Origin of the sequence: Vogesella mureinivorans, assembly GCF_007644035.1 — a bacterium.
Taxonomy (GTDB): domain Bacteria; phylum Pseudomonadota; class Gammaproteobacteria; order Burkholderiales; family Chromobacteriaceae; genus Vogesella; species Vogesella mureinivorans.
The window spans coordinates 116,602-142,843 of sequence record NZ_VMTV02000791.1; the positions used below are offsets into that span (position 1 = coordinate 116,602).

Here is a 26,242-nt window from a genome sequence, read left to right on the forward strand (position 1 = left end):
TTTTACGGGCGTTTGGTTCCGGATAGTCGGGTCCAGCCCTCGTCGAACACGGCGGCGTCCATGTCGAACCATTTGGCGTAAATGGCAGACAGTTCTTCGGCCTGCTCGGCAAGAATGCCGGAAAGCACGATTTTACCACCGGTTTTCACGTGGCTAGCCAGCAATTCGCCCAGCATGCGCAGCGGGTTGGCCAGAATGTTGGCCACCACTACGTCGTACTCGCCAGGCTGCAGGGTATTGGGCAAGCCAAAGTCGGCACTCACGCTGTTTTGCTGGGCATTATCGATACTGGAGCGCACGGCCTGTGCATCGATATCGATACCACGCGTCGCGCCGGCGCCCAGTTTCAGTGCCGCAATGGCCAGAATGCCGGAGCCGCAACCGTAGTCCAGTACCGTTTCGCCGCCCTGGATCTGCTGGTCCAGCCACTGCAGGCAGAGGCGGGTAGTAGGGTGGCTACCTGTACCAAAGGCCAGGCCCGGGTCCAGCTGCAGGTTGATGGCAGCCGGGTCTGGCGAGGTGTGCCAGGTGGGGGTAATCCACAGGCGGTCGGAGATGCGGATCGGGTCGAACTGACTTTGCGTCAGGCGTACCCAGTCCTGCTCTTCTACCCGCGATACGGTGTAGCTGGGCACAGCGATATGGCACTGGTTGGCCGCAGCGGTCACCAGCAGGGCCACATCGGCGTCTTCGGCAAACAGGCTGTTGATCAGGCTGTGGCTCCACAGCTGGTCTACCGGCTCGCCGGGTTCGCCAAAGATCGGCTGCTCTTCATCGGTACCCGCCAGCGCATCTTCGATGGTGGCGGACAGGGCGCCAACGTCCATCAGGACGTCGGCCAGTTTCTCGGCAATGGCCGAGTCAGCGTGAATGGTGGCTTGCAGCCATGCCATGGAATTAACTGCCTTTCTTCATCTGCGCCAAGCGCTCTTCCAGATAATGGATGCTGGTGCCGCCCTGACGGAAGGCAGTGTCCATGAAGAGTTCCTGATGCAGCGGGATATTGGTTTTGATGCCGGTGATGGCCATTTCGGACAGGGCCACGCGCATGCGCGCCATGGCTTGTTCGCGGGTATCACCGTAAGAGATCAGTTTACCAATCATCGAGTCGTAATGGGACGGAACCGTGTAACCCTGGTAGATGTGCGAGTCGATACGGATGCCCGGGCCACCGGCCGGGTGGTAGCTTTCGATCTTGCCTGGCGACGGAATAAAGGTGAACGGGTCTTCCGCGTTGATACGGCATTCCATCGCGTGGCCTTTGAACACGATGTCTTTTTGCTTGAAGCGCAGCTTCTCGCCAAAGGCAATGCGGATCTGCTCTTGCACGATATCGATGCCGGTAATCAGCTCGGATACCGGGTGTTCTACCTGTACGCGGGTGTTCATCTCGATAAAGTAGAACTCGCCGTTTTCATACAGGAACTCGAACGTACCGGCGCCACGGTAGCCAATACGGCGGCAGGCGTCGGCGCAGGCTTCGCCAATACGCTTGCGCTGTTCGGCAGTAATGCCGGGTGCCGGCGCTTCTTCGATGATTTTCTGGTGGCGGCGCTGCATGGAGCAGTCGCGCTCGCCCAGGTACACGGCGTTACCGTGCTGGTCGGCCAGTACCTGAATTTCGATATGGCGCGGCTGTTCCAGGAATTTTTCCATGTACACGGTGGGGTTGCCAAAAGCGGCACCGGCTTCGGTACGGGTCATATTCACCGAGTTGATCAGCGCCGCTTCGGTATGCACCACGCGCATGCCGCGGCCACCGCCACCGCCTGCAGCTTTGATGATCACCGGGAAGCCGATCTTGCGGGCAATCTTGGTGATTTCTGCCGGGTCATCCGGCAGCGCACCGGCTACGCCAGGGACGGTCGGCACGCCAGCGTCGATCATCGCCTGCTTGGCGGAAACCTTGTCGCCCATCTGGCGAATGGTTTCCGGGCGCGGGCCGATGAACACAAAGCCGGATTGTTCTACGCGTTCGGCAAAATCGGCGTTTTCCGACAGGAAACCGTAGCCAGGGTGAATAGCCTGGGCGTCGGTGACTTCGGCAGCGGCAATTAGCGCCGGCACATTCAGGTAGCTCAGCGTGGAGGATGCCGGGCCAATGCAGACCGATTCGTCGGCCAGCTTCACGTACTTGGCCTCGCGGTCGGCTTCGGAATGCACAACCACGGTCTTGATACCCATTTCGCGGCAAGCGCGCTGGATACGCAGGGCAATTTCCCCGCGGTTAGCGATCAGGATCTTTTCAAACATGTCGGTTTCTCCGCAGCCCGGATACCGTCGTGCTGGCATCGGGCTCGGGCTGTTGGCAGCCCTTCAATTCACGCGAAAACGACAGGGCACGCTGGCGTGCCCTGTCATTTGAAATTCACGGCAGATCGCTGCTTATTCGATGATGAACAGCGGCTCGCCGAACTCTACCGGCTGGCCTTCTTCGATCAGCACAGCTTTCACCACACCGCTACGCTCGGCTTCGATTTCGTTCATCAGCTTCATCGCTTCGATGATGCACAGGGTGTCGCCTACGTTCACTTGCTGGCCGACTTCTACAAACGGCTTGGAGCCCGGGCTTGGGCGGCGGTAAAAGGTGCCGACCATCGGCGATTTCACCGCATTGGCGTTGTCGGCTGCTGCTACCGGGGCTGGCGCCGCAGGGGCTGCCGCTACCGGCGCTGCTGCCGGGACGGCATGCTGCGGCAGGTGTACTTGCATGGGTTGTGCGAAGTTGACCGCCGCATTGGCGGATACGCGGGTGATGCGGACTTTTTCTTCGCCTTCGGTCACTTCGAGTTCAGCAATGCCGGATTCCTCGACGAGATCGATCAGCTTTTTCAGTTTGCGCAGGTCCATGGTCTTCCTTCGGATAGTATTCGGGTGTTATGCCGGCAGGCCCAGACGCTTCATCGCGTGAGCCAGTGCCAGTGCGTAGCCATCAGCGCCCAGGCCGCAAATCACACCTACCGCCAGATCCGAAAAATACGAATGGTGGCGGAAAGGCTCGCGAGCGTGGACGTTGGATAAGTGGACTTCAATGAATGGCACCTTGACGCCCGCCAGTGCATCGCGCAGGGCGACGCTGGTATGGGTGAAAGCTGCCGGATTGATGATGACAAAAGCCGTGCCGTCGCTCAGGCAAGCGTGGACGCGGTCGATCAGCACGTGTTCGGCGTTGCTTTGCAGAACATCCAGCTCAAAGCCTGCATCGCTGGCTTGCGCACGCAGGCGCTGGTTGATGTCGTCCAGGGTGTCCCGGCCGTAGTGCTGTGGCTCGCGCAGTCCGAGTAGGTTCAGATTGGGGCCGTGCAGCACGAGGATTTTTCGGGTCAAGGTGTCAGTCCCTGTTTTGATATGGGCGCGAGTTTGCCGCAATTGTCAGCAAGATGTCCAGCAATTGCCGCATTTCAAACGTGTGTTTAAGTTGCGACCGTGTTGGAAAAATGTTGCGCTTTCGAGTGAAAGCACTAACAAATCGGCACATTGTAAGCAGCCGGTAAACTTTAGCGAGGTGCAATAAAACGCTTGTTGATCTGGCACAAGCAGAAGGTGTGCCGGGAACGCTGCCACGGGATGGCGCTCGAAAGGTATAATCGCCACGTTTTCTAAAAGATACCCGCCATGCACGTTTCCGACTTTGACTACCACCTTCCCGACAACCTGATCGCGCAGCACCCGCCCGCCGTGCGCGGCGCCAGCCGCTTATTGCTGGTCAACGGCAGTACGCTGGCCGATGCGCAGTTTGCTGCCTTTGCCGATGCCCTGCAGGCCGGCGACGTGATGGTGTTTAACGATACCCGCGTGATCAAGGCGCGCCTGTTTGGTGAAAAAGCCAGCGGCGGCAAGATCGAGGCGCTGGTAGAGCGCGTGCTGGACGAACACCACGTGCTGGCCCATGTGCGCGCCAGCAAGTCGCCCAAGCCGGGCACGCAGCTGATTTTTGCCGGCCGCTGGCAGGCCGAGATGGTAGAGCGCGTGGGCGAGCTGTTCCGCCTGCGCTTTCTGGATGCGGCCAACGTATTCGATATTCTGGACGCCTCCGGCAAGCTGCCGCTGCCACCCTATATCGAGCGCGACACCGACGGTGACGACGACGAGCGCTACCAGACGGTGTATGCGCGCGAAAAAGGCGCGGTGGCCGCCCCGACCGCGGGCCTGCACTTTACCGACGACATGCTGCAGCAGTTGGCCGCAAAGGGCGTAAAACTGTGCAATGTGACGCTGCATGTTGGTGCAGGCACTTTCCAGCCGGTGCGGGTGGATAATATTGCCGACCACAAAATGCACAGCGAGATCTACGATATCCCGCAAGCTACCGTGGATGCCATCCACGCCGCGCATGCGGCCGGCCGCCAGGTGCTGGCCGTGGGCACCACCAGCATGCGCGCGCTGGAATCCGCCGCTCGTGGCGATGGCGTGCTGAAAGCAGGCCGTGGCGAGACTGATATCTTTATTACGCCGGGCTACCGTTTTAACGTGGTGGACAAGCTGCTGACCAACTTCCACCTGCCCAAATCCACCCTGCTGATGCTGGTGTCGGCCTTTGCCGGCTACACCGAAATGCGTGCTGCCTATGCACACGCGGTGGCGCAGCAATACCGTTTCTTCAGCTATGGCGATGCCATGCTGCTGACCCGCAAGGACTAAGCTCATGAGCGGTTTGACTCACGATAGCGCCAGCCCGCAGGACGTTATCCTGCACGCCGTATCGCGCCAGCTGGAGATCAGCTTTGATGACGGCGCGCGTTTCCGGCTGCCGGCCGAATACCTGCGCGTACATTCGCCATCAGCCGAGGTGCGCGGGCACGGCGTGGGCAACGAGGTGCTGCAAACCGGCAAGCTGCACGTGGCCATTACCGGCCTGGAGCCGGTAGGGCACTATGCGCTGAAGATTGTGTTTGACGATGGCCACGACAGCGGCCTGTATAGCTGGGCCTACCTATACGAGCTGGGCGTGAAGCACGACCAGTACTGGCAGGATTATCTGAATCGCCTCGCCGCCGCAGGCGCGAGCAGGGAGTAAGCATGGACAACCAGACGCATTTTGGTTTTAAAACCGTCGACGAAAGCGAAAAGGCGGGCAAGGTAGCCGAGGTATTCCACTCGGTAGCGCAAAAGTACGACGTGATGAACGACCTGATGTCGGGCGGCCTGCACCGTGTATGGAAGCACTTCACCCTGACCACGTCCGGCGTGCGTGCCGGCGAGAAGGTGCTGGACATCGCCGGCGGTACCGGCGACCTGGCACGTGGCTGGGCCAAGCGCGTGGGCAAGAGCGGCGAAGTGTGGCTCACCGACATCAATAGCTCCATGCTGACCGTTGGCCGCGACCGCCTGCTGGACGAGGGCATGATCCTGCCGGTGTCGCTGGCCGACGCCGAAAAGCTGCCGTTCCCCGACAACTATTTCAACGCCGTCTCGGTAGCCTTTGGCCTGCGCAACATGACGCACAAAGACGCCGCGCTGAAAGAAATGTTCCGCGTGCTGAAACCGGGCGGCAAGCTGTTCGTACTGGAGTTTTCCAAGGTCTGGAAGCCGCTGTCGCCGCTGTACGATTTTTACTCGTTCAAGGCGCTGCCGGTGATGGGCAAGCTGGTGGCCAACGATGCCGACAGCTACCAGTACCTGGCCGAATCCATTCGCATGCACCCCGATCAGGAAACCCTGAAACAGATGATGCTGGACGCCGGTTTTGGCCGTGTGGACTACCACAATATGACCGGCGGCGTGGTGGCACTGCATAAAGGCATCAAGTTCTGATGCAGGACGCGCTGGCACAGCGTCTGGCCGAGTTGGGCATTGCGCCGGACAGGTTGGCCGCACGCGGCCTGCAGCCCTATGCCGAGGCCGACGCCGCCAGCCTGGTGCTGGCTGAGGTGAACGACGCCGGGCGCGAGTTCCACCTGCTAGCCGGCGCCGCCGCCGCCTGGCAGGCCATGCGCGACGCCGCTGTCGCGGACGGCGTGACGCTGTTTCTGGTATCGGCGTTTCGCAGCGTGGCGCGGCAGCACGAGATCGTGGCCGCCAAACTGGCACGCGGCCAGTGTCTGGATACCATCCTGGCTGTCAGCGCCGCGCCCGGTTATAGCGAGCACCATACCGGCTGTGCCATCGATATCGGCACCCCCGGCTCGCCGGTGCTGGAAGAAGACTTTGAAACCACCCCCGCTTTTGCCTGGCTGCAGCAACACGCAGCCGGCTTCGGCTTTGTCATGAGCTTTGGCCGTGATAACGCCAGTGGCTATCTGTATGAGCCCTGGCACTGGTGCTGGCAGTGTGCCGCACCTCCATTAAAAGGACCCACCGCATGAAAAACCTTTCCAAATTCGGCATCGTGACTATGGTTTCTGCCGCCCTGCTGGCCAGCGGCTGCGCCTCGGTAGACCTGGACCAATACACCAATACCCAGAAGGGTGCCGTACTGGGCACCATCGGTGGCGCCGTACTGGGGGCTGCCGTGGCAGGCAAGGGCAACCGTAACAAGGGCGCGGTGATCGGCGCTATCGGTGGCGGCCTGGCCGGTGCCGGCGTGGGCGTTTACATGGACAAACAAGCGCAGGATTTTGAAAAACAGCTGGCACCCCAGATCCAGTCTGGTGCGATCGAGCTGAGAAAAAACGCCGACCATAGCCTGACCGTGACCATGACTTCGGCCACCGCGTTTGATACCAACTCCGCCAGCCTGAAACAGGCCTTCCTGCCGACGCTGTCCACCATCGGTAGCATCGTGAAACGCTACGGCAAGACCACACTGGATATCGAAGGCCACACCGACGCCAGCGGTAATGACAAGATCAACCAGCCGCTGTCCGAACAGCGCGCTGCCGCCGTAGAAAGCCAGCTGGCCAGCCTGGGCGTACAGCCAGAGCGCATGAGCGCTACCGGCTACGGCGCCAGCCGCCCGCGCGGTGACAACAAGACCGAAGCCGGCAAGCAGCTGAACCGCCGTGTGGAAATCCAGATCGTACCGGTTGTGCAGTAAGGCATGAACGCCTGGCTGATGCTGGCCGGGGCCATCGCCGCCGAGGTGGTGGCCACCTCCTCGCTGAAGTTGGCCGCAGGCTTTACCCGCCCGCTGCCCTCGCTGGTGGTGGTAGCGGGCTACGTGCTGGCGTTCTGGCTGCTGTCGCAAGTGGTGCAGCGGCTGGACTTGGGCGTGGTGTACGCCATCTGGTGCGGCGTGGGCATGGCGGTCGTTGCCGCCGTGGGCGTGTTTTACTACGGCGAAGGCATGCCGCCGCTGAAGCTGGCCGGCATCGTGGCCATCATCATTGGCACCATTTTATTGAGTCTGGCCAGCAAGGGGCACTGACATGGGTTTGCGTATTGCAGCGTTTAATCATGTGCTGAACCAGCACCCGGCGGTACGCGCCGAGCTGGCGCAGCACGCCGGGCGGCGTATCGGCATCAGCCTGCCACCGTTCGACCTGGCAGGGGTAGTCACCAGCGATGGCTGGCTGGCCGCCTGCGAGGGCGAGCCGGAAGCGCGCCTGCGCCTGAAGCACAGCGTGGCGCTGGCACAGCTATCCGGCCAGGAGCCTGCCATGGGCGACATCGTGCTGGAAGGCGATACCGAGCTGGCCGCCAGCGTTGGCCGCATCGTACGCCAGCTGCAGTGGGACGCCACCGAAGACCTGTCGCGCGTGGTGGGCGACGTGGCCGCCCACCGTGTACAGGGCTGGGTGCGCGGGCTGTTTGGCATCAAGGGTGAAATCGGCGGCCGCCTGCTGGAAACCTGGGTAGAGCACCTGCGCGAAGAAGCGCCGCTGCTGGCCAAGAAAACCGACGTAGCCGATTTTGTCAGCGCGGTAGATACCCTGCGCGAAGACGCCGACCGCCTGCAAAAACGCCTGGCGCTGCTGGAAGCGCGTGCGGCCAACCTTCGCCAACCATAACAATAAAGCCCATCATGCGTATTACGCGTCTGTTCAAGATTGTTTCCGTGTTTTACCGCTTTGGCCTGGACGACTTTCTGGCCGGCCGTCCCAAAGTAGGGCTGCTTGCCAAGCTGTTCCGCTTGCTGCCTGTGCCGCGCGATACCGCTGCGCCGCTACCGCAGCGTGTGCGCCTGGCGCTGGAGCACCTGGGGCCGATCTTCATCAAGTTTGGCCAGGTGCTGTCTACTCGCCGCGACCTGCTGCCGCCCGATTACGCCGACGAGCTGGCGTACCTGCAAGACCGCGTGCCGCCGTTTGACAGCGCCATTGCGCGCGAGGTGATCGAGCGCAGCTTTGGCCAGCCGCTGGCCCACATCTACGCCGAATTCGACAACATACCGGTAGCCAGCGCTTCGGTTGCGCAGGTACACCGTGCGCGCCTGCATGGCAGCCACGGCCAGCCGGGCAAAGACGTGGCGGTAAAAGTATTGCGCCCCGGCATCTTGCCGGTGATCGAGCAGGACCTGGCGCTGATGGCAGTGCTGGCCGGGCTGGTGGAGCGCTTTTTGCCCGACGGCAAACGCCTGAAACCGCGCGAAGTGGTGGCCGAGTTCGACCGCCACCTGCACGACGAGCTGGACCTGATGCACGAGGCCGGCAACGCCAGCCAGCTGCACCGCAATTTTATCGGTAGCGACATGCTGCTGGTGCCGGAGGTGTACTACGACTACACCCGGCGCGACGTGATGACCATGCAGTGGATGGACGGCATCCCGGTGGGGCAGATCGACCGCCTGCGCGCCGCCGGGGTGGACCTGAAGCAGCTCAGCCGCTTTGGCGTGGAAATCTTCTTTACCCAGGTGTTCCGCCACGGCTTCTTTCACGCTGACATGCACCCGGGCAATATCCTGGTGGCGGCTGATGGCCGTTACATCGCGCTGGATTTCGGCATTGTCGGCAGCCTTACCGACACCGACAAACACTATCTGGCGGTGAACTTCCTGGCCTTCTTCAACCGCGACTACCACCGCGTGGCCACTGCGCACATTGAATCCGGCTGGGTGCCGCGCGATACCCGCGCCGAAGAGCTGGAAGCGGCCATCCGCACCGTGTGCGAGCCCATCTTCAACAAGCCACTGTCGCAGATCAGCTTTGGCATGGTGCTGCTGCGCCTGTTTGAAACCAGCCGCCGCTTTAATGTGGAAATCCAGCCGCAGCTGGTGCTGCTGCAGAAAACGCTGCTGAACATCGAAGGCCTGGGCCGCCAGCTGGACCCGGAGCTGGACCTGTGGGATACCGCCAAGCCTTTCCTGACCAAGTGGATGAACGAGCAGATCGGCTGGCGCGGCCTGCTGCGCACGCTCAAGCACGAGGTGCCGCAATGGGCCACCACGCTGCCCACCATTCCGCGCAAGCTGGGCGAGGCCTTATCTGGCCAGACCACCGAACTTGTGTTGCAAGGCTATATCCAATTGATGCGCGAACAAAAAACGCAGAACTTCCTGCTCAAGCTGATCGCGCTGTTGTTGCTGGCACTGCTGGTGATACTGCTGATGCGCGGTCTGCCTGGCTGACAGGTACGCTGCGGGGCAACACGGCTGGGCTGGCGCGCGATGCGTTACCCCAGCCGTTTTGTTTTATGGCAGGGGGCTGCGGTAACGCATTCTGATCCAAAGGAGTTGTCATGCTGAGCCGTTCTGCTGATTTACCGCGCATTGTCATCGTCGGCGGTGGTGCGGGGGGCCTGGAGCTGGCCACCCGCCTGGGCCGCCAGCTGGGGCTGCGCCACCGCGCCCGTATCGTGCTGGTGGACGGGTCGCCCACCCATATCTGGAAGCCGCTACTGCACGAGGTCGCCACCGGCGTGCTCAATAGCGGCGAGGATGAGGTGAATTACTTCGCCCACGGCTACCACAACGGTTACGACTTCGAATTCGGCTACATGCAGGGGCTGGACCGCCAGCAGCGCGTCATTAGCCTGGCGGCCATTCATGGCGCCGACGGCCAGCAGCTGAGCCCGCCGCGCGATATCGGCTACGACTGGCTGGTGCTGGCGGTAGGGGCGCAAAGCAATGATTTTGGTACGCCGGGGGTGGCAGAGCACGCGCTGCAGCTGAATACGCCAGAGGACGCCGAGCGCCTGCGCCACCGCCTGCTGGAGCTGGCGTTCAAGTGCAGCATCGGCCAGCAGGCGGGGCTGGACATTGCCATTGTCGGTGGCGGCGCCACCGGCGTGGAGCTGGCGGCCGAGCTGAACCACACTGTGCGCGAGATGCATGTTTACGGTGCGCGCCTGCAGCCGGCGCAGGTGCATATCAGCGTTATCGAGGGCGCCGAGCGCATTCTGGCGGCGGCTCCGCCGTCGTTGTCGGCCTACGCCGAGGAACAGTTGGCCGCACGCCACGTGCGGGTGCTGACCCGCAGCCGCGTGGCGGCGGTGACGGCTGCGGGCGTGCAGCTGCAGGACGGCAGCACGGTAGCGGCCGACATGACGGTGTGGGCCGCTGGGGTAAAAGCACCGGCCTGGCTGGCGCAGCTGGATGGCCTGGCAGTCAACAGCCTTAACCAGCTGCAGGTGGACGCCCAGCTGCGCTGCGTGGCGGGCGAAAACATTCTGGCAATGGGCGATTGTGCTGCCTGCGCCGGGCCGGACGGCCGCCCGCTGCCCGCCACCGCCCAGGTGGCGCATCAGCAAGCGCAGTGGCTGGCAGGCGCGGTGCAGGCCTGGCTGCAACAGCAGGCGGTACCCGATTTTGCCTTCAAGCCGCAGGGCATGATGGTGTCGCTAGGCAAGCACACGGCGGTGGGCAGCCTGGCGGCCATTGTCGGCCCCAAGCGTGATTACTACGTGGAAGGGCGCGGTGCCAAGCTGATCTATGCCTCCTTGTACCGCATGCACCAGGCGGCGGTGCACGGCTGGTGGCTGGCCGGCCTGCTGTGGGTGGGGGATCGCCTGCGCAGGGTGGCGAAGCCGGCGCTGAAGCTGCATTGAGCTAGGCAGTAGGCAAGGCCGCCCACGGGGCGGCCTTCATGCTTGGGGCAAAGCGCGGGTCTAACTGGCGCCGAGCCCGGCAAAGCCGGGCCGTATTGGCTAAGCAATGTCATCCGCAAGCTGGTTTTTGTGTGTGGCAGGGTTGGCCGCAGGCTTGCTATTTGGCATACGATATATAAAAATATAAAACGTAAGCCACTTAATCATCAGGAGCCAGCATGCAGCACGACTATCAAGACCTTACCGCCACTTTGTCTACCAAGCTGGCCGACCTGCGCCGCGAGATACCCGACACCATGAAAGGCTTCGGCCAGATGAGCCGTGCCGCGCTGGCCGACAGTGCGCTAAGCACCAAGCACAAAGAGCTGATCGCTATGGGTATCGGCATTGCCGCCCGCTGCCAGGGCTGCCTGGGTTTTCACGCCAAGGCGCTGGTGGAACTGGGCTGTAGCCGCGCCGAATTCATGGAGATGCTGCAAGTGGCGGTGTATATGGGCGGCGGGCCATCGCTGATGACTGCCGCCGAGGCGCTGTTGGCCTACGAGACATTTGGCGGGGAACAGGCCGCGGCCTAGCCTGCGGCGCTGCCAGCCTGGCTAGCCGTGCCAGTGCTGCCAGCCCCATAACAGGATGGCGGCAGCGAGCAGCCAGCACAGGGTGGCCAGCAACAGGGTAGCAGCGAGCGGCAGGCGCACACTCAGCAGGTACACGGCCAGCAGGTAGAGGGCGTAGGGCAGCAGGGCGCATAGCCCGAACAAGGCGGTTTGCTGCAAGTTGGCCGCACTGCGGCTGCGGCCAACTATGTAGTGCGCAATCAGGGCAAAGGTGGGAAACAGCGGTACCAGCCCGGCCACAAAGAAATAGCGGCTGCCAGACAGCCACTGTATCAGCAGCACCGCCAGCGCCCCCAGCAGGCACTTGCCCAGCAGGGCGATATCCATCAGCTGCCCAGCAAGGCGGCCACGACTTTGCGGTCTTCTGCCAGCAAAATGTTGTAGGTACGGCAGGCGGCGCTGGTGTCCATCACTTCCACGCCAATACCGGCATTGGTTAGCGCCGCACTCAGGCGCGGGTGCGGGAAACGCAGCGTGGGGCCGCTGCCAAAAATCACCAGCTCTGGCTGCAGGGCCAGCAGCTGGGCAAAGTGCGCTTCTTCCAGCGCCGCAAAGTTGGCCGGCGCCCACGGCGTAATGCTGTCGGCACTCACGATCAGGCTGCCTTCGTGGCGTTCACGGTTGATCTCGACATAGCCCGCGCCGTGCGCGGTAAACAGGTTGGCACCTGCAGTTTTGGCTTCGTGCAGCTTCATGATGAAATCCTGTTGGCTGGTGTAGTGCAGTGCACCACGGTTTGGGATAGGATTATACCCCGCCTGGCCAGAATGCCAGGGCCGGATACGCCCGCCGCTTGCGGCACAGAACAGGACATAGTCGCCGCCCGCCACGCCGGGCAGCACGCCAAACAGACGGTATCACCCCCCATGCAGCCCATCCAGAAATCACAGAAACTTGCCAACGTCTGCTACGACATTCGCGGCCCGGTGCTCGAACACGCCAAGCGCATGGAAGAAGAAGGCCACCGCATCATCAAGCTGAATATCGGCAACCCGGCGCCTTTCGGTTTCTTTGCCCCGGACGAGATCATCGAAGACGTTATCGTCAACCTGCAAAACGCCTCCGGCTACTGTGATTCCAAGGGCCTGTTTGCCGCGCGCAAGGCCATCATGCATTACGCGCAGCAAAAGCACCTGCCGCAGGTGGGTATGGAAGACATCTACATTGGCAACGGCGTGTCCGAGCTGATCGTGATGGCCATGCAAGCGCTGCTGGATAACGGCGACGAAGTGCTGGTGCCGGCGCCGGACTACCCGCTGTGGACCGCCGCCGTCAGCCTGGCCGGCGGCCAGCCGGTGCACTACCTGTGCGACGAGAACGACGGCTGGATGCCGTCCATTGCCGACATCCGCGCCAAGATCACGCCGCGTACCAAGGCGCTGGTCATCATCAACCCGAACAACCCCACCGGCGCCCTGTACCCCGACCACGTGCTGCAGCAGCTGGTAGACGTGGCGCGTGAATTCGGCCTGCTGCTGTACGCCGATGAAATCTACGACAAGGTGCTGTACGACGGTGCCACCCACACCTCCATCGCCTCGCTGGCGCCGGACCTGATGGTGTGCACCTTCAACGGCCTGTCCAAAAACTACCGTGCCTGCGGCTACCGCGCCGGCTGGATGATTTTGTCCGGCGACAAACGCCGCGCCAAAGACTACATCGAAGGCCTGAACATGCTGGCCTCGATGCGCCTGTGCGCCAACGTGCCGGCGCAGTACGCCATCCAGACCGCGCTGGGCGGCTACCAGAGCATCGACGACCTGGTGGCACCAGGCGGGCGCCTGGCGCGCCAGCGCGAACTGGCCTATAAGCTGCTCACCGATATTCCTGGCGTGAGCTGCGTCAAGCCGCAGGGCGCGCTGTACCTATTCCCGCGGCTGGACCCGGCGGTTTACCCTATCGAAGACGACCAGCAGTTCATTCTGGAGCTGCTGCAGCAAGAGCGCGTGCTGCTGGTGCAGGGTAGCGGGTTCAACTGGATTGCGCCGGATCACTTCCGCGTGGTATTCCTACCCAATAGCGACGATCTGACCGAAGCCATCGGCCGCATCGCCCGCTTCCTGGAAAACTACCGCAAACGCCACGGTACCGCATGAACACACTGGCCCGCGCCGCACAGCAGCACCGCCTGCCCAAGCGACAGGCGCGGGTAGGTCATGAATGAAGCAAAGGGGCGTGCGCGCCCCTTTGTGCTGTCTGCGGCCAACCTATAAGTTGGCCGCAGCGCAGAGATAAAAAGCTGGGAAACAAACCAGCAGCTGCCACCGGCAGCAGGCCGACGTGCCAGGGAAATTTGAAAACCGAAACAGCAGGAGTATTCAACAATGAAGCCGATCAATATTGGCCTGATGGGGGTGGGAACAGTCGGTGGCGGTGTCGCCACCGTATTGAAGCGTAACGCGGAAGAAATCAGCCGCCGTGCCGGCCGCGACATCCGCCTGACTATTGCTTCCCGCCGCAATGTAGAGCAAGCCCGTGAACTGGTCGGCGCCGACGTCACCGTGGTGGCCGATGCGTTTGCCGTGGTCAATCACCCCGATGTGGATATCGTGGTCGAGCTGATCGGTGGCGACACCGTGGCCAAAGAGCTGGTACTGCAGGCTATTGCCAACGGCAAGCACGTGGTCACCGCCAACAAAAAGCTGCTGGCGGTACATGGCAACGAAATTTTTGCCCGCGCGCAGGAAAAAGGCGTGATGGTGGCGTTCGAAGCGGCTGTCGCCGGCGGCATCCCCATCATCAAGGCGCTGCGCGAAGGCCTGTCGGCCAACCGTATCGAATGGCTGGCCGGCATCATCAACGGCACGTCCAACTTCATCCTCAGCGAAATGCGCGAGAAGGGTGCCGACTTTGCCGACGTGCTGAAAGAAGCGCAGGCACTGGGCTACGCCGAAGCCGACCCGACCTTTGACGTGGAAGGCCACGACGCCGGCCACAAGCTCACCATCATGGCCGCCATTGCCTTTGGTATCCCGATGCACTTCGACCAGTGCTATCTGGAAGGCATCAGCCAGCTGGCCGGCAAGGACATCCAGTACGCCGAAGAGCTGGGCTACCGCGTGAAGCTGCTGGGCCTGACCCGCCGCACCGAGCAAGGCGTAGAGCTGCGCGTACACCCCACGCTGATCCCCGAGCAGCAGCTGATTGCCAATGTAAACGGCGTGATGAACGCGGTGCTGGTGCGTGGCGATGCCATCGGCCAGGCACTGTTCAACGGCCCGGGCGCCGGTGCGCTGCCGACCGCGTCGGCCGTGGTAGCCGATATTGTCGATGTGGCCCGCTTGCTGACCTCCGACCCGGAACACCGCGTACCGCACCTGGCTTTCCAGCCAGACCAGCTCAAAGACCTGCCTATCCTGCCGATGGGCGAGGTGGTCAGCAGCTACTACCTGCGCATCCAGGCCATCGACCGCGCTGGCGTGATGGCGGACATTACCCGCCTGCTGGCCGAAAACGGCATTTCCATCGAAGCACTGATCCAGAAAGGCGCTGTTGCTGACGGTTCGGCCGAGATCGTGATCCTCACGCACCGCGTGCTGGAAAAAGCGGCCAACGCCGCCATTGCCGCCATCGAGGCACTGGACAGCGTAGCGGGCAAGGTCGTGCGCCTGCGCATGGAAGAGCTCAATGGCTAAGTGCCTGCTTATCCTGTTGGCCGCCAGCAGCCTGCTGGCGGGCTGCGCCACGCTGGCCCCGCGCCAGCTGGCGCAGGACCGCATGAATGATGCGTGCCGCAGCAAAATTGCCAGCACGCCGCTGCTGCCTTTGCTGAGCTCGCAAAGCAAGATCAACGGTTATTGCAGCTGTGCCAGCGACAAGCTGGTGTCCGGCCTGAGCAACAGCGAGCTGCTGGAAGTGTCGGCCAAAGGCAAAGACATTCTGGCCGAGCCTGCCTGGCAGGGCCGTTTGCTCAATGTGGGCCTGCAATGCCTGAACACACTGGTTCGATAACATGAAATACATCAGCACCCGTGGCGGCATGGCGCCGCTGTCCTTTTCCGACACCATCCTGATGGGCCTGGCGCCGGACGGCGGCCTGGCGCTGCCGGAAAGCTACCCGCAGGTTGGCCGCACCCAGCTGGACGCCTGGCGCGATCTGTCCTACGCCGAGCTGGCGTTCGAGATCATCAGCCTGTTTGCCACCGATATCCCGCAAGACGACCTGAAAGCCATGCTGGCACGCACCTACACCGCCGAGGTGTACGGCAGCGAGGCCATCACGCCGGTGAAGCGCCTGCACGACGGCCTGGTGATTCTGGAGCTGTCCAACGGCCCCACGCTGGCGTTCAAGGACATGGCCATGCAGTTTCTGGGCAACCTGTTCGAGTACGTGCTGGCCAAAAAGGGCGAGCAGCTGAACATTGTGGGTGCCACCTCCGGCGACACCGGCTCTGCCGCCGAGTACGCCATGCGCGGCAAGCAGGGCATCAATGTGTTCATGCTGAGCCCGGACGGCCTGATGAGCCCGTTCCAGCGCGCGCAGATGTACAGCCTGCAGGATGCCAACATCCACAACATCGCCATCAAAGGCATGTTCGATGACTGCCAGGACATCGTGAAGGCGGTACAGAACGACCACGACTTCAAGCGCCAGTACAAGATCGGCACCGTGAACTCCATCAACTGGGCACGTGTGGTGGCGCAGGTGGTGTACTACTTCAAGGGCTACTTCAACGCCACCAGCAGCAACGACGAACAAGTCAGCTTCTGCGTGCCGTCCGGCAACTTCGGCAACGTCTGCGCTGGCCACATCGCCCGCCAGATGGGCCTGCCGGTGCAGCGCCTGATCGTGGCCACCAACGAAAACGACGTGCTGGACGAGTTCTTCAAGACCGGCCGTTACCAGCCGCGTGGCACCGCCAATACCTGGGTGACCTCCAGCCCGTCGATGGACATCTCCAAGGCGTCCAACTTCGAGCGCTTCGTGTTCGACCTGCTAGGCCGTGACGGCGCCGCCGTAGCGGCCCTGTGGGCCGAGGTAGACGCTGGCCGCGGCTTCGACCTGGGCGACAGGCTGACGCAGCTGCGCGAGCAGTTCGGTTTTGTATCCGGCAAGAGCAGCCACGCCGACCGCCTGGCCACCATCCGCACCGTGGACGCCGAGGACAGCGTGGTGGTAGACACCCATACCGCCGACGGTATCAAGGTAGCGCGCGAAGTGCGCCTGCCGGGCGAAACCATCGTCTGCCTGGAAACCGCGCTGCCGGCCAAGTTTGCCGACACCATCCGCGAGGCGCTGAACCGCGATGCACCGCGCCCGGCCGGTTTCGAGGGCCTGGAAGACCTGCCGCAACGGGTAACGGTGTTTGACGCCGACGCCAGCGCGGTGAAGGCCTACGTACGGCAGGCGCTGGGCTAAACCGCCGCTAGCCGACCCCGCAACCCCTTCCCGCAGGAAGGGGTTTTTCTTTATGGCCAGGCAGCAAAGAAAAAGCCCGCCAGACAGCGGCGGGCGGGGTAAAGGTTGGCCGCATCAGAAGCTGGCAGCCAGCCCCAGGTTGTAGCGGGTGCCATTGCCGCCTTTGTGGCCACTGCTGCCATTGGCCTGGATAAAGCCATGCATGCCTTTGCCTAGCGAAACGGTGGCGCCGGTTTGCCATTCTGCCCAGCTGCTATCTGGCTGGCTTCCGCTCACGGTGAACTCGCCCTGGGTGCCATATACGCCGCTATGCAAGGTGCGTGCTTCGTCGTTCTGCTCTTGTTTCAGGCTCAGCATCAGGTAGGGGGTGACCTGGCCCAGCGTGGCTTGTAGCTCCCAGCCGGCCTGCAGGATGGTGGAGTCCAGTACCTGTTTGCCAAAGCGCATGCTGGTGCTCTGGTTGCCTTGCTCGCTAAAGGCGGCCACCTGGCCGCGCTGCATGGCGATACCGGCAAACGGGCCGGTGCGCAGCATGCCCTGCTGCATGCGGTAGCCGGCAGTCAGGCGCAGGCTGTTGTGGTTGGCGCGGCTGCTGCCGGTTTCCTGGCGTTTGACGCTGCCTAGGTCGGCCACGCGGCGCGTATCGATATCGGCCACCCCCAGTGTGGCGTCGCCATCCAGCCACAGGGCGCCGCTGCGGTAGTTGGCGCTGGCGCTCATCAGGCTGTGCTGGCTGTCGTAGCTGCCCAGGCTGCCTACGCTGGTGTCCAGCTTGCCCTGGGTGAAGGCCACCCCTACGCTCAGCGATGGGGTGAACTGGTAATCCACGCCCACGGTCAGCAGCTCGCCCTTGGCTTGTTCACCGTTGCGGCCAACGTCCTGCTTGCCACCGGTCACGCTGCTGAAGGCACCGACGGTACCCACGCCGCGTTGTTCGTGGTCCAGTGCCCGTGCTCGGGCATCCAGCGTGCTGCCCAGCCGGCTGCTGGCCGCTGCCGGGACATTAGCCAGCGCCTCGGCAAAGTAGGGGGCTTGTAGCAGGCTGGCAAAATAGTTGCCCAGCAGGACGTGTACGGTAGGCGTGGGGTGGCGGTCGTCGGCAAACAGGTAGTTCAGGGTACTGGACACGTTGGCGCTGGTGCAGACCAGCGACGAGGTGGTACCGCAGGCCGGGCCGGTGACGTTATCAATGCCGTAGAGCGCCGGGTTGGCCAGCGCTTCGGCAAACAGCGCGTTCACGTTGGCGCGCACCACATTGGCCCCGCTGGCGGCTATGGCGCCATCAGCGGTGGTGTTGTACAGCGAGGAGAGGCTGTTCAGGCCGGTTTTGCTGGTGTTGTAGCCGTTGGTCACCTGCTGCAGGGTGGCAGTAAACACCGGGCCACTGGTGGCGCCGCTACTGAGGGCTGCCGCCAGTGTGGCCAGGGCTGTATTTTTCAGCGTGTCCTGCTCTGTGGCACTCGGTGTGGCAATGCTGCGCAGTACGTTGGCCACGGCGGTTTTCAGTGCGTTGGTTTGTGTGGCATTCAGGCTTTGTTGGGCCGCTATGGTGTCGATAACCGCATACATGGCCGCGGGGGTATTGCCGAAAGCAGGCAGGTTGGGGGCGATAATCAGCTTGGCACCGGCATTGTTCAGCACACCTACCTGGGTGGCCAGGCTGTTGGCTGCCGCCGTGGCCACAGTAGCGGCATTGCTGCTGCCTGCGCCTGCTGCGGTAGGAATGTCGTTACCGCCGCTCCAGACAAAGTACACTGCATTCGGGTTGGCTTTGCCGCCGTTGGCGGACAGATAGTCTTGTATCTGGTCTGGCAAGTCACGTATATCCAGTAGCCCGGGACCGGCCGTTTGGGTGCTGCTGCTGTTAGGTAGCGTGGCACCCGTGGCGTAGCTTACCGACTGGGCACCGCCCTGGGCAAAGTTGTTGCCTGTCTTTTGTATAGCTGGGTCTGCATTATTTACTGAGACTGCGAATCCCAGCTTGCCTGCCAGAATATTGGCGTGGTTGGCCGCATTATTGGTGGTCCAGCGCGCATCGGATGGCAGGATGACGAAACCACCGGAACCATTCGGGATCGCCTGGCCACCAAAGGCACCGGTGTCGGTAAGGCTGTCACCAAAGAAATAGATATTGCTGTAGCTGGCGCCAGCAAAGGCGGCAGGGGAGAGCAGCGCGGCCATAACGGCGGCGCGGAGTGTCATGCGCATGGTGAAGCTCCTCGTGTTGTGTCTGGCGTGTGGCCAGCGTGTGTTTTTATACTGTTTAGAGCATAAGCTCCTTTGTTGCGGCTGATTGAAACAATTGTTCGATAGGGCCGTGTTTGTCTATCTGCTGTTGTACTGGCGTTACAATCCGGACATGAATCGACACACACTTCTTCTTTTGCCCGCTTGGCTGTTACTGGCGGCCAGCGTACTGGCCGCCGAAGTGCGGCTGCCAGAAAAAGCAGCAGCCACATTTTTGCAAGCGCATAAAGGTGAAGACGGCTACGCATACCGTCTGGCCTTGCCGCGGCAGAAGGCGCCCATGCCCAATTGCCCGCAAGATCTGCAAGTGGGCTGGCCTGCCGGCAGCACTGGCCCGCGCGGCTATCTGGAAGTGAGCTGCGCCGCATCCGGCTGGACCTTGCGCCTGCCCGTGCAAGCCAGCGAGCTGCCCATGGCGCTGGTCACGACACGCCTGGTGCGCAGTGGCGAGGTATTGCAAGCTGCGGATGTGCGCCTGGCTGCCATCAACCGCAACCAGGTGGCGCAAGGGCTGCGTGACCCGCAGCAAGTACTAGGCCGTATGGTAACGGCCACGGTGCCGGCCGGCACCGTACTGCAGGGCGGGCAGCTACGGGTGCCTTATGTTGTCAAAATGAATCAGCCTGTGCGCTTGCTGGCAAAGGGCGATGGTTTTGTGATTGGCAGCGATGGCACCGCACTGGGTAATGCTGGCGTGGGTGAGCGCGTGAATGTACGCGCAGGAAACGGCAAGGTCGTGTCAGGGGTGGTAGAACAGGATGGCAGTGTTTCCGTACTGGTACCCTAAAAAAAGCGTCAAGTTTCGGATTTTTCGGGCGATAATAGAAATAACCGATAAAAAGCAGTGCAGGTAAATCATGAAAATCGACAACTCAGGCAAGGTCGCAGCCAGCTACACCGCACCAAGCCGTACCAGCCCGAAAGAAAGCGATGCAAGTGCCAAGGCATCTTCGCGTGCCGATGGCGGTGAAAGCGTTGCGATCAACCCGTTTGCCAGCCGCCTGCAGGGCATGGAGCAAGCTGCAGCTGCAGCGCCTGCTTTCGATGCAGACAAAGTGGCCTCGATCAAGGCTGCCATTGCCGCCGGCGAGTTCAAGATCAACCCGGGTGCCATCGCCGACAGCCTGATTGCTTCTGCACAGGAGCTGCTGGCGCGGTAAACTGCCTGTCAAGGCTGATAACCGGATAGATGCAAATGGATGTAGCAGTATTCTTGGCCTCGTGCCAGTCTGAAATGGCCTTGCTGGAAACGCTGCAGCTAACCCTGCAGCAGGAACAGCAGGCCATTTTGCGTATGGATGCTTTTCAGATAGAAGAGCTGGCGCAGCAAAAAATGCAGCAGCTCACACAGCTGTCTGCGCTGCGTGCACAGCGCCTGGCGCTGCAGCAGGCTGCGGGTATCGCACAGCAGGACGACTGGCTGCCATGGTTGCAGCAGGCCCCGGATGACGTGCAGCAATGCTGGCAGTCGCTGGAGCTGGCACTGTTACGCCTGAAAGCGCTAAACGATCTGAATGCCGGCATGGCTGACGAACGCATGCGTTTTGCTACTGCTGTTATCGATACCTTGCGTGGTGCCATGCAAGGCGTGGATGGCTATGGCCGCCACGGTACCCTGTCCTCCGGTGTAGGTGGCTCCCGCCGCCTGGGTTCTGCCTGAGCGCCGCCGCCCGCCTGATGACGGTTTTGTGGTATCTTCCACCGCGGGCCACAACCAATTCCTTTCCGCAGACCCATGACCCTGATTTCACTTATCGCCGCGCTGGTTCTGGAGCAATTCCGCCCCTTGGGCAACCGCAACCGGGTACTGTTGCTGTTCATTCGTTACGCCAACCATCTGGAGCGTACCTTGAATGCAGGCTACAACCGCCATGGTGTGTTGGCCTGGCTGGCAGCCATGGTGCCCGTACTGCTGCTGGCAGGCGGGGGGTTCTACCTGCTGTGTGCCATTAGCCCGGTGCTGGGTTTTGTCTGGAATGTGCTGGTGCTGTACCTGACCATGGGCTTTCGCCATTTTTCCAGCTATTTCTCGGAGATTTCCCTGGCGCTGAATGATGGCCAGGAGCTGGAAGCCAAGCAGGCGCTGGCTAGCTGGACTAATCAGCCCACTGCCGAGCTGAGTATCGGCGAGGTGTCTCGCCTGGCGATAGAGCAGGGCGTGGTCGATAGCTACCGCCACGTGTTTGGTACCATGTTCTGGTTTGTGTTGTTGCCCGGCCCCACAGGGGCTGTGCTGTACCGTTTTACCCAGCTGCTGGCCCAGAAATGGGGTGACCGTGCTGCCGACGACCTGTTTGGCCGCTTTGCCAGCCGTGCCGGTGAATGGCTGGACTGGCTGCCGGTACGCCTGACCGCGGCCAGCTTTGCCGTGATGGGTGACTTCGAGGACGCCGTTTACTGCTGGCGCTCGCAGGCCCGTACCTGGGGTAACTACGCTACCGGCATCCTGCTGGCATCGGCTGCCGGTGCGCTGGGTGTCAAGCTGGGTGACCCGCTGCGCCAGAACTACACCATCAATTTCCGCCCCGAACTGGGTGTGGGTGATGAAGCCGACCCGCAATACCTGAAGAGTGCCGTGGGTCTGGTATGGCGCACGGTGCTGCTGTGGCTGTTCGTGATTCTGCTGATCAGTGTGGTCAGCCTGTTCGGCTAGTGCCGGACGCATGATGCGCCGCCAGGCACTGGCGGCGCTTCGCTTTTTAATCGTTCATAAACGGCTTTGCCCAATGAAGCGGGCAAGGCTGATGGAGTTCCTGACATGTCGTTTGCCGAGCTAGGCCTGGCACCTGAAATCCTGCGTGCCATCGACGAAATGGGGTACTCGGAAGCTACCCCCATCCAGACCAAGGCCATTCCGCTGGTACTGTCCGGCCGTGATCTGCTGGCTGCCGCGCAAACCGGTACCGGCAAGACTGCCGCTTTTCTGCTGCCTATCCTGGAGCGTTTGAAAAAGTTTGCCAATCCCAGCGTCTCGCCGGCCATGCACCCGGTGCGTGCGCTGATCCTGTCGCCCACGCGCGAGCTGGCCGACCAGATCGGCGTGAATGCCAAGGCGTATACCAAATACCTGCCCCTGCGCACGACTACCGTGTACGGTGGCATGAATATGGACCCGCAGGTCGCCGAGCTGCGCCGTGGTATCGAAATCGTTATCGCCACCCCGGGCCGCCTGCTGGACCACATCCAGCAGAAAACCATCCAGCTGAACAAGGTAGACGTGCTGGTGCTGGACGAAGCCGACCGCATGCTGGACATGGGCTTTATCCAGGACATCCGCAAGATCATGTCGCTGCTGCCCAAAGAGCGCCAGACCCTGCTGTTCTCGGCCACCTTTGCGCCCGAGATCAAAAGGTTGGCCGCAGACTTCATGCGCGACCCGCAAACGGTAGAAGTGGCGCGCCAGAACTCGACCAACGCCCAGGTCGAGCAGCTGGTCTTTGCCGTAGACGGCTTCCGCAAGCGCGCTTTGCTGTCCTACCTGATTCGCCAGCGCGAAATGAGCCAGGTCATCGTATTCTGCAAGACCAAAATCTCGGCCGACCAGCTGTCGCGTGACCTCAAGCGCGATGGCCACGCAGCCGAAGCCATCCACGGCGACAAGGCGCAAAGTGCCCGCCTGGAAACACTGGAGCGTTTCAAGAGCGGTGATGTGAAGGTACTGGTGGCCACCGACGTGGCGGCCCGTGGCCTGGATATTTCCGAGCTGCCTTTCGTGGTGAACTACGAAATGCCCAACTCGCCGGAAGACTACGTGCACCGTATTGGCCGTACCGGCCGTGCTGGTGCGTCTGGCGTAGCGATCTCGCTGATGAGCCCGGACGAAACCCGCCAGCACGAGTCGATCGAAAAGCTCACCAAGCAAACCCTGACGCCGCTGCCATTGCCAGAGGGCTTTGGTGGCCGCCCGCCGCGTGACGAGGCCGACAGCGCACCGCGCCGCGAGCGTAGCGAACGCCCGGAGCGTACCGACCGCGCAGAGCGCCCGGAGCGTACCGATCGCGCAGACCGTACCGAGCGCACCGACCGTCCGGACGCCCCGCGCCGCAGTGAGCGTACCGAGCGTGGCGAGCGTAGCCCGTCGCTGTTTGGCGACAAGCCACGCCGCGAGAGCCGCCATGCAGCGGATAGCCGTGAGCCACGCGACACGCACGACGAAGGCGAAGGCCGCAAAACGGTGAAGCTGGGCATTGGCGGGCGCATTCTGCCGCAACGCCAGCGCGAAGTGCCGGCGCTGCTGCTGCCACCGCGTTACAAGGTAGAGCGCTGAGCCGTTGGCGCAATCATGAAAAGCCACCGCAAGGTGGCTTTTTTGCGTCTGCGGCCAACGTTGGCCGCAAAAAAAGCGGCCACGCGGGCCGCTAAAGGAAGCAACAACTTACTGCAATCAGACAAAGATCACCAGCGCGGCCATGGCGCCGTGTGCGCCCATTACCAGGCTTTGTTCGATATCGGCGGTGCGCGAGCTGCCGCTGATGAAGCCGCCAAAACCCTGTTCGCGGATGGCGATGCGGCGGTAGGCGTCGCGCATGGTGTCCACGATGGCATCGCGCGGCACCACCAGCACCAGCTTCTGGGTCAGGAAGTAGATCGAGCGCCACTGGTTGTCGGCGTGGCTTACCCATACGGCAGCGCTTTCGGCTACAGCCAGCTCGCCAGGTACGATGGCCACGTCTACGTCGTGCCAGGCGTGCGGGCTGGGGCTTTCCTCGTGGCCGGCTACCGTCAGGTCTACCAGGCGGCCGTGTTGCGGCCAACGTTGCTGTACCACGCTCAATACGCTGTCGCCGTCGGCCAGCTGCACGGCGTCGCCGCCCAGGTTGCGCACCAGGGTGCGGAAGGCGTCGAACTTGTCGTCAAAGGTGATAAACGGCACCGCGTCGATATCCGGTAGCGCCGGGCCTTGCGGGCGGTTCTGGCGCAGCCGCGCCAGGATTTTTGCTTGGCTGCTCATGCTTTTTTGTCCTTCTGGCGGGCTTGCCACATTTCCTTGAAGCTCTGCTCCGGCATCTCCGGCAGGGCGCGGCCGGGGCGCGACCACGCACTGTGGCGGGTCAGGCTTTCCGGCACGATGGGTACTACCTTGCGCATGACCTTGCCGCCGCCATCCATCAACGACGGGTGCTGGGTGAGGAAGCGCATGGCCAGCAGGCCCATTTTCTTGGCCGGTTTCAGCGTGCCGGCGTCGAAGGCGCGTTTGCGCTGCAGTACCAGCTGTTCGTGCAGGTTGATCTTGACCGGGCATACATTGCTGCACGAACCACAGGTGGTGCAGGCAAAGGCCATGCTGCCGTGCTTTTTGATGTCGCGGCTGGGGCCCAGGGTAGAGCCGATGGGGCCGGGGATGATGTAGCTATAGCTGTGGCCGGTACTGCGGCGGTACACCGGGCAGGTGTTCATGCAGGCGCCGCAGCGGATGCAGCGCAGGCTTTGGTAGAAGTCGTCGTTGCCCAGGATGTCGCTACGGCCGTTGTCCACGATCACGATGTGCATCTGGCCACCGGGGCGCGCACGGTGAAAGTGCGAGGTGTAGGTGGTGATGGGCGAGCCGATGGCCGAGCGCGCCAGCAGGCGGGTAAACACGCCCAGGTGTTCCAGCCGCGGAATGATTTTTTCCAGGCCCATGCTGGCGATATGGATGGGCGGCAGGGCGGTGCCCAGGTCGGCGTTGCCTTCGTTGGTGCACACCACCACGCCACCGGTTTCGGCGATGGCGAAGTTCACGCCGGTCAGGCCGGCGTCGGCGGTCAGAAAGTGCTCGCGCAGGTTCGCGCGTGCGGCATGGGTCAGGTAGGTGGGGTCGTTATTGCCCGCCTCGGTGCCCAGCTCGCGGTGGAACAGCTCGGAGATCTGTTCTTTTTTCAGGTGGATGGCCGGCATCACGATGTGGCTGGGTGGCTCCTGGCGCAGCTGTACGATGCGCTCGCCCAGGTCGGTATCGATCACTTCGATGCCGTGCTGTTCCAGGTAGGGGTTCAGCCCGCACTCTTCGGTGAGCATGGACTTCGACTTCACCAGCTTCTTGACGCCCCCTGCGGCCAGGATGCCGTGCACGATGCGGTTATGCTCGTCGGCGTCGGCTGCCCAGTGCACGGTGACGCCGTTCTTTTCGGCATTGGCCTGGAACTGCAGCAGGTAGTCGTCCAGCCGCGACAGCGTATGCGCCTTGATCTGCTGTGCCAGCTCGCGCAGCTGTTCCCATTCCGGCAGCTGCTTGGCCTGCATGTCGCGCTTCTGGCGTACCCACCAGATGGCGCTATCGTGCCAGCGCGCTTGTTCGCGGTCTTGCAGGAAGGCGGCGGCGGCTTCGGCGTGGTGGATGTTGTCGTTCTTCATGCTGCACCCCCGCGACCGGTCAGGATTTCCACGATATGCAGTGGGCGGATGGGGCGGCAGCGGTGGCGGATGATGCCACCCATGTGCATCAGGCACGAGGGGTCGGCGCCGACGATGTACTGCGCGCCGGTGGCCTCGTGCTGTGCCACGCGGTCTTCGCCCATGGCCACCGATACTTCCGGCTCGTCCACGCTGAAGGTGCCGCCAAAGCCGCAGCATTCGTCACGGCGTTCCGGCTGCTTGACCTCGATGCCATCCACCAGCTGCAGGATGCGCTCCAGCCGCGAGTGGTAGGGGATCATCAGCTCGGACGGTGCGGCATGGTGCAGCTCGCGCAGGCCGTGGCAGCTTTGGTGGATGGACACGGTGTGCGGGAAGTACACCGGCTTGGGCAGCTTTTCTATCTTCAGCACGTCCTGCAGGAATTCCACGATCTCGTAGACGCGTGGCTGCATGGCCTGGTAATCGCTATCACCAGACAGGTACCAGCCATAGTGGTGTTTGACGTGCGAGGTACAGCTGCCGGATGGCGACACGATGTAATCGTAATCTTTGAAAATGCCGGTAAACCGGCGCGCCGCATCACAGGCGCCCTGGCTGTCGCCGTTATTGCTTAAAGGTTGGCCGCAACAGGACTGTGCCAGCGGGTAGTGCACGTCCACGCCATAGCTTTCCAGCAGCTCGGCGGTGGCCATGGCCACGTGCGGGTACAGTTCGTTGACGAAACAGGGGATGAAAAGGGCGACTTTCATGGCGGTGTGCAGTTCTCCGGCGCAATGCCCACTAGGGCTTGTCCTGATTAAAGCCGCCCCCGCGCCGGATGCCA

The 26,242-nt window shown here is 62.3% G+C and carries 29 protein-coding genes; 19 read left to right on the forward strand and 10 right to left on the reverse strand.

What is annotated here, in order from left to right; translation table 11 throughout:
• Positions 1–2: 2 nt before the first annotated feature.
• The 4 genes from prmA to aroQ all read right to left on the reverse strand — a co-directional run bounded on the left by prmA (position 3) and on the right by aroQ (position 3,327).
• A complete protein-coding gene (prmA, locus tag FLQ44_RS18815) occupies positions 3–893 on the reverse strand; it encodes a 50S ribosomal protein L11 methyltransferase (RefSeq protein ID WP_147695584.1) in 891 nt (296 codons plus the stop codon).
• Positions 894–897: 4 nt separating this feature from the next.
• Positions 898–2,253, reverse strand: a complete 1,356-nt coding sequence (gene accC, locus FLQ44_RS18820) for an acetyl-CoA carboxylase biotin carboxylase subunit (protein ID WP_147695585.1) — start codon at positions 2,251–2,253, stop codon at positions 898–900.
• 132 nt (positions 2,254–2,385) lie between these two features.
• The gene (gene accB, locus FLQ44_RS18825) at positions 2,386–2,850 is read right to left on the reverse strand and encodes an acetyl-CoA carboxylase biotin carboxyl carrier protein (RefSeq protein ID WP_147695586.1); all 465 of its coding nucleotides are present in this window, start codon (positions 2,848–2,850) and stop codon (positions 2,386–2,388) included.
• Between the two features lie 27 nt (positions 2,851–2,877).
• Positions 2,878–3,327 carry a type II 3-dehydroquinate dehydratase gene (gene aroQ, locus FLQ44_RS18830; RefSeq protein ID WP_147695587.1) on the reverse strand — a complete coding sequence of 150 codons (450 nt, stop codon included), beginning with the start codon at positions 3,325–3,327 and terminating at the stop codon, positions 2,878–2,880.
• Positions 3,328–3,615: 288 nt separating this feature from the next.
• On the opposite strand from aroQ, the gene queA reads away from it, so the two are divergent.
• The 10 genes from queA to FLQ44_RS18880 all read left to right on the forward strand — a co-directional run bounded on the left by queA (position 3,616) and on the right by FLQ44_RS18880 (position 11,438).
• Positions 3,616–4,641 (forward strand): tRNA preQ1(34) S-adenosylmethionine ribosyltransferase-isomerase QueA, encoded by a 1,026-nt coding sequence (queA, locus tag FLQ44_RS18835; RefSeq protein ID WP_147695588.1) that lies wholly within the window; start codon positions 3,616–3,618, stop codon positions 4,639–4,641.
• Positions 4,642–4,645: 4 nt separating this feature from the next.
• Positions 4,646–5,017 (forward strand): gamma-butyrobetaine hydroxylase family protein, encoded by a 372-nt coding sequence (locus FLQ44_RS18840; RefSeq protein WP_017508178.1) that lies wholly within the window; start codon positions 4,646–4,648, stop codon positions 5,015–5,017.
• A gap of 2 nt (positions 5,018–5,019) precedes the next feature.
• A complete protein-coding gene (gene ubiE / locus FLQ44_RS18845; protein ID WP_147695589.1) occupies positions 5,020–5,754 on the forward strand; it encodes a bifunctional demethylmenaquinone methyltransferase/2-methoxy-6-polyprenyl-1,4-benzoquinol methylase UbiE in 735 nt (244 codons plus the stop codon).
• A complete protein-coding gene (locus FLQ44_RS18850; RefSeq protein ID WP_147695590.1) occupies positions 5,754–6,305 on the forward strand; it encodes a M15 family metallopeptidase in 552 nt (183 codons plus the stop codon). The genes ubiE and FLQ44_RS18850 overlap by 1 nt, the downstream gene beginning before the upstream one ends.
• Entirely contained in the window at positions 6,302–6,976 is a 675-nt protein-coding gene (locus tag FLQ44_RS18855; protein ID WP_147695591.1) for a YiaD family glycine zipper/OmpA-like lipoprotein, read from the forward strand. Before FLQ44_RS18850 ends, FLQ44_RS18855 begins: the two co-directional genes overlap by 4 nt.
• A 3-nt stretch (positions 6,977–6,979) precedes the next feature.
• Positions 6,980–7,306 (forward strand): DMT family transporter, encoded by a 327-nt coding sequence (locus FLQ44_RS18860; protein WP_147695592.1) that lies wholly within the window; start codon positions 6,980–6,982, stop codon positions 7,304–7,306.
• 1 nt (position 7,307) lies between these two features.
• Positions 7,308–7,889 (forward strand): ubiquinone biosynthesis accessory factor UbiJ, encoded by a 582-nt coding sequence (locus FLQ44_RS18865; RefSeq protein WP_147695593.1) that lies wholly within the window; start codon positions 7,308–7,310, stop codon positions 7,887–7,889.
• Positions 7,890–7,903: 14 nt separating this feature from the next.
• Complete coding sequence (gene ubiB / locus FLQ44_RS18870) at positions 7,904–9,445, forward strand: ubiquinone biosynthesis regulatory protein kinase UbiB (RefSeq protein ID WP_147695594.1); 1,542 nt, start codon at positions 7,904–7,906, stop codon at positions 9,443–9,445.
• Positions 9,446–9,555: 110 nt separating this feature from the next.
• The gene (locus FLQ44_RS18875; protein ID WP_147695595.1) at positions 9,556–10,863 is read left to right on the forward strand and encodes an NAD(P)/FAD-dependent oxidoreductase; all 1,308 of its coding nucleotides are present in this window, start codon (positions 9,556–9,558) and stop codon (positions 10,861–10,863) included.
• A gap of 218 nt (positions 10,864–11,081) precedes the next feature.
• Positions 11,082–11,438 carry a carboxymuconolactone decarboxylase family protein gene (locus FLQ44_RS18880; protein ID WP_147695596.1) on the forward strand — a complete coding sequence of 119 codons (357 nt, stop codon included), beginning with the start codon at positions 11,082–11,084 and terminating at the stop codon, positions 11,436–11,438.
• A 21-nt stretch (positions 11,439–11,459) separates the two neighbouring features.
• On the opposite strand, the gene FLQ44_RS18885 is transcribed toward FLQ44_RS18880, so the two are convergent.
• Together FLQ44_RS18885 and FLQ44_RS18890 are read right to left on the reverse strand one after the other, a co-directional pair.
• Positions 11,460–11,804 (reverse strand): GlpM family protein, encoded by a 345-nt coding sequence (locus FLQ44_RS18885; RefSeq protein WP_147695597.1) that lies wholly within the window; start codon positions 11,802–11,804, stop codon positions 11,460–11,462.
• Positions 11,804–12,172 (reverse strand): Mth938-like domain-containing protein, encoded by a 369-nt coding sequence (locus FLQ44_RS18890; RefSeq protein WP_026107822.1) that lies wholly within the window; start codon positions 12,170–12,172, stop codon positions 11,804–11,806. The genes FLQ44_RS18885 and FLQ44_RS18890 overlap by 1 nt, the downstream gene beginning before the upstream one ends.
• A gap of 171 nt (positions 12,173–12,343) precedes the next feature.
• Here FLQ44_RS18890 and FLQ44_RS18895 point away from each other — a divergent pair, with 171 nt between their 5' ends.
• From FLQ44_RS18895 to thrC, 4 genes are all read left to right on the forward strand, one after another.
• The gene (locus FLQ44_RS18895; protein WP_147695598.1) at positions 12,344–13,573 is read left to right on the forward strand and encodes a pyridoxal phosphate-dependent aminotransferase; all 1,230 of its coding nucleotides are present in this window, start codon (positions 12,344–12,346) and stop codon (positions 13,571–13,573) included.
• Positions 13,574–13,801: 228 nt separating this feature from the next.
• Positions 13,802–15,112 (forward strand): homoserine dehydrogenase, encoded by a 1,311-nt coding sequence (locus FLQ44_RS18900; RefSeq protein WP_147695599.1) that lies wholly within the window; start codon positions 13,802–13,804, stop codon positions 15,110–15,112.
• On the forward strand, positions 15,105–15,428 hold the full coding sequence (locus FLQ44_RS18905; protein WP_147695600.1) for a hypothetical protein: 324 nt from the start codon (positions 15,105–15,107) through the stop codon (positions 15,426–15,428). Before FLQ44_RS18900 ends, FLQ44_RS18905 begins: the two co-directional genes overlap by 8 nt.
• Before the next feature lies 1 nt (position 15,429).
• Positions 15,430–16,836: a threonine synthase gene (gene thrC / locus FLQ44_RS18910; protein WP_147695601.1), complete on the forward strand. Its 1,407-nt coding sequence runs from the start codon at positions 15,430–15,432 to the stop codon at positions 16,834–16,836.
• 114 nt (positions 16,837–16,950) lie between these two features.
• On the opposite strand, the gene FLQ44_RS18915 is transcribed toward thrC, so the two are convergent.
• Entirely contained in the window at positions 16,951–19,044 is a 2,094-nt protein-coding gene (locus FLQ44_RS18915) for an autotransporter outer membrane beta-barrel domain-containing protein (protein WP_147695602.1), read from the reverse strand.
• A 151-nt stretch (positions 19,045–19,195) separates the two neighbouring features.
• Here FLQ44_RS18915 and flgA point away from each other — a divergent pair, with 151 nt between their 5' ends.
• From flgA to FLQ44_RS18940, 5 genes are all read left to right on the forward strand, one after another.
• Positions 19,196–19,870, forward strand: a complete 675-nt coding sequence (gene flgA / locus FLQ44_RS18920; RefSeq protein ID WP_147695603.1) for a flagellar basal body P-ring formation chaperone FlgA — start codon at positions 19,196–19,198, stop codon at positions 19,868–19,870.
• A 70-nt stretch (positions 19,871–19,940) separates the two neighbouring features.
• Positions 19,941–20,243: a flagellar biosynthesis anti-sigma factor FlgM gene (gene flgM, locus FLQ44_RS18925; RefSeq protein ID WP_147682697.1), complete on the forward strand. Its 303-nt coding sequence runs from the start codon at positions 19,941–19,943 to the stop codon at positions 20,241–20,243.
• A 35-nt stretch (positions 20,244–20,278) separates the two neighbouring features.
• The gene (gene flgN, locus FLQ44_RS18930) at positions 20,279–20,743 is read left to right on the forward strand and encodes a flagellar protein FlgN (protein WP_170253036.1); all 465 of its coding nucleotides are present in this window, start codon (positions 20,279–20,281) and stop codon (positions 20,741–20,743) included.
• A 75-nt stretch (positions 20,744–20,818) separates the two neighbouring features.
• Positions 20,819–21,736, forward strand: a complete 918-nt coding sequence (locus tag FLQ44_RS18935) for a CobD/CbiB family protein (RefSeq protein WP_147695605.1) — start codon at positions 20,819–20,821, stop codon at positions 21,734–21,736.
• Between the two features lie 105 nt (positions 21,737–21,841).
• On the forward strand, positions 21,842–23,350 hold the full coding sequence (locus FLQ44_RS18940) for a DEAD/DEAH box helicase (RefSeq protein ID WP_147695606.1): 1,509 nt from the start codon (positions 21,842–21,844) through the stop codon (positions 23,348–23,350).
• 117 nt (positions 23,351–23,467) lie between these two features.
• Here the strand turns inward: FLQ44_RS18940 and FLQ44_RS18945 are convergent, their stop codons facing one another.
• Genes FLQ44_RS18945 through FLQ44_RS18955 form a run of 3 tightly spaced genes read right to left on the reverse strand, consistent with a single transcriptional unit; the run spans position 23,468 to position 26,168 of the window.
• The gene (locus FLQ44_RS18945) at positions 23,468–24,034 is read right to left on the reverse strand and encodes a LutC/YkgG family protein (protein ID WP_147695607.1); all 567 of its coding nucleotides are present in this window, start codon (positions 24,032–24,034) and stop codon (positions 23,468–23,470) included.
• Positions 24,031–25,416 (reverse strand): lactate utilization protein B, encoded by a 1,386-nt coding sequence (locus tag FLQ44_RS18950; protein ID WP_147695608.1) that lies wholly within the window; start codon positions 25,414–25,416, stop codon positions 24,031–24,033. The genes FLQ44_RS18945 and FLQ44_RS18950 overlap by 4 nt, the downstream gene beginning before the upstream one ends.
• Complete coding sequence (locus FLQ44_RS18955) at positions 25,413–26,168, reverse strand: (Fe-S)-binding protein (protein ID WP_147695609.1); 756 nt, start codon at positions 26,166–26,168, stop codon at positions 25,413–25,415. The genes FLQ44_RS18950 and FLQ44_RS18955 overlap by 4 nt, the downstream gene beginning before the upstream one ends.
• Positions 26,169–26,242 lie beyond the last annotated feature (74 nt).

Excerpts from the sequence above, each read along its gene's own strand:
- FLQ44_RS18880 (WP_147695596.1), top strand. The coding sequence starts at position 11,082 with ATGCAGCACGACTATCAAGACCTTACCGCCACTTTGTCTACCAAGCTG.
- ubiE (WP_147695589.1), top strand. The coding sequence starts at position 5,020 with ATGGACAACCAGACGCATTTTGGTTTTAAAACCGTCGACGAAAGCGAA.
- FLQ44_RS18895 (WP_147695598.1), top strand. The coding sequence starts at position 12,344 with ATGCAGCCCATCCAGAAATCACAGAAACTTGCCAACGTCTGCTACGAC.
- FLQ44_RS18865 (WP_147695593.1), top strand. The coding sequence starts at position 7,308 with ATGGGTTTGCGTATTGCAGCGTTTAATCATGTGCTGAACCAGCACCCG.
- FLQ44_RS18840 (WP_017508178.1), top strand. The coding sequence starts at position 4,646 with ATGAGCGGTTTGACTCACGATAGCGCCAGCCCGCAGGACGTTATCCTG.
- FLQ44_RS18875 (WP_147695595.1), top strand. The coding sequence starts at position 9,556 with ATGCTGAGCCGTTCTGCTGATTTACCGCGCATTGTCATCGTCGGCGGT.
- flgA (WP_147695603.1), top strand. The coding sequence starts at position 19,196 with ATGAATCGACACACACTTCTTCTTTTGCCCGCTTGGCTGTTACTGGCG.
- ubiB (WP_147695594.1), top strand. The coding sequence starts at position 7,904 with ATGCGTATTACGCGTCTGTTCAAGATTGTTTCCGTGTTTTACCGCTTT.
- FLQ44_RS18890 (WP_026107822.1), bottom strand. The coding sequence starts at position 12,172 with ATGAAGCTGCACGAAGCCAAAACTGCAGGTGCCAACCTGTTTACCGCG.
- accB (WP_147695586.1), bottom strand. The coding sequence starts at position 2,850 with ATGGACCTGCGCAAACTGAAAAAGCTGATCGATCTCGTCGAGGAATCC.
- FLQ44_RS18850 (WP_147695590.1), top strand. The coding sequence starts at position 5,754 with ATGCAGGACGCGCTGGCACAGCGTCTGGCCGAGTTGGGCATTGCGCCG.
- FLQ44_RS18900 (WP_147695599.1), top strand. The coding sequence starts at position 13,802 with ATGAAGCCGATCAATATTGGCCTGATGGGGGTGGGAACAGTCGGTGGC.
- queA (WP_147695588.1), top strand. The coding sequence starts at position 3,616 with ATGCACGTTTCCGACTTTGACTACCACCTTCCCGACAACCTGATCGCG.
- flgN (WP_170253036.1), top strand. The coding sequence starts at position 20,279 with ATGGATGTAGCAGTATTCTTGGCCTCGTGCCAGTCTGAAATGGCCTTG.
- prmA (WP_147695584.1), bottom strand. The coding sequence starts at position 893 with ATGGCATGGCTGCAAGCCACCATTCACGCTGACTCGGCCATTGCCGAG.
- FLQ44_RS18940 (WP_147695606.1), top strand. The coding sequence starts at position 21,842 with ATGTCGTTTGCCGAGCTAGGCCTGGCACCTGAAATCCTGCGTGCCATC.
- FLQ44_RS18885 (WP_147695597.1), bottom strand. The coding sequence starts at position 11,804 with ATGGATATCGCCCTGCTGGGCAAGTGCCTGCTGGGGGCGCTGGCGGTG.
- FLQ44_RS18945 (WP_147695607.1), bottom strand. The coding sequence starts at position 24,034 with ATGAGCAGCCAAGCAAAAATCCTGGCGCGGCTGCGCCAGAACCGCCCG.
- thrC (WP_147695601.1), top strand. The coding sequence starts at position 15,430 with ATGAAATACATCAGCACCCGTGGCGGCATGGCGCCGCTGTCCTTTTCC.
- FLQ44_RS18915 (WP_147695602.1), bottom strand. The coding sequence starts at position 19,044 with ATGCGCATGACACTCCGCGCCGCCGTTATGGCCGCGCTGCTCTCCCCT.
- FLQ44_RS18935 (WP_147695605.1), top strand. The coding sequence starts at position 20,819 with ATGACCCTGATTTCACTTATCGCCGCGCTGGTTCTGGAGCAATTCCGC.
- accC (WP_147695585.1), bottom strand. The coding sequence starts at position 2,253 with ATGTTTGAAAAGATCCTGATCGCTAACCGCGGGGAAATTGCCCTGCGT.
- FLQ44_RS18855 (WP_147695591.1), top strand. The coding sequence starts at position 6,302 with ATGAAAAACCTTTCCAAATTCGGCATCGTGACTATGGTTTCTGCCGCC.
- FLQ44_RS18905 (WP_147695600.1), top strand. The coding sequence starts at position 15,105 with ATGGCTAAGTGCCTGCTTATCCTGTTGGCCGCCAGCAGCCTGCTGGCG.
- FLQ44_RS18860 (WP_147695592.1), top strand. The coding sequence starts at position 6,980 with ATGAACGCCTGGCTGATGCTGGCCGGGGCCATCGCCGCCGAGGTGGTG.
- flgM (WP_147682697.1), top strand. The coding sequence starts at position 19,941 with ATGAAAATCGACAACTCAGGCAAGGTCGCAGCCAGCTACACCGCACCA.
- FLQ44_RS18950 (WP_147695608.1), bottom strand. The coding sequence starts at position 25,416 with ATGAAGAACGACAACATCCACCACGCCGAAGCCGCCGCCGCCTTCCTG.
- FLQ44_RS18955 (WP_147695609.1), bottom strand. The coding sequence starts at position 26,168 with ATGAAAGTCGCCCTTTTCATCCCCTGTTTCGTCAACGAACTGTACCCG.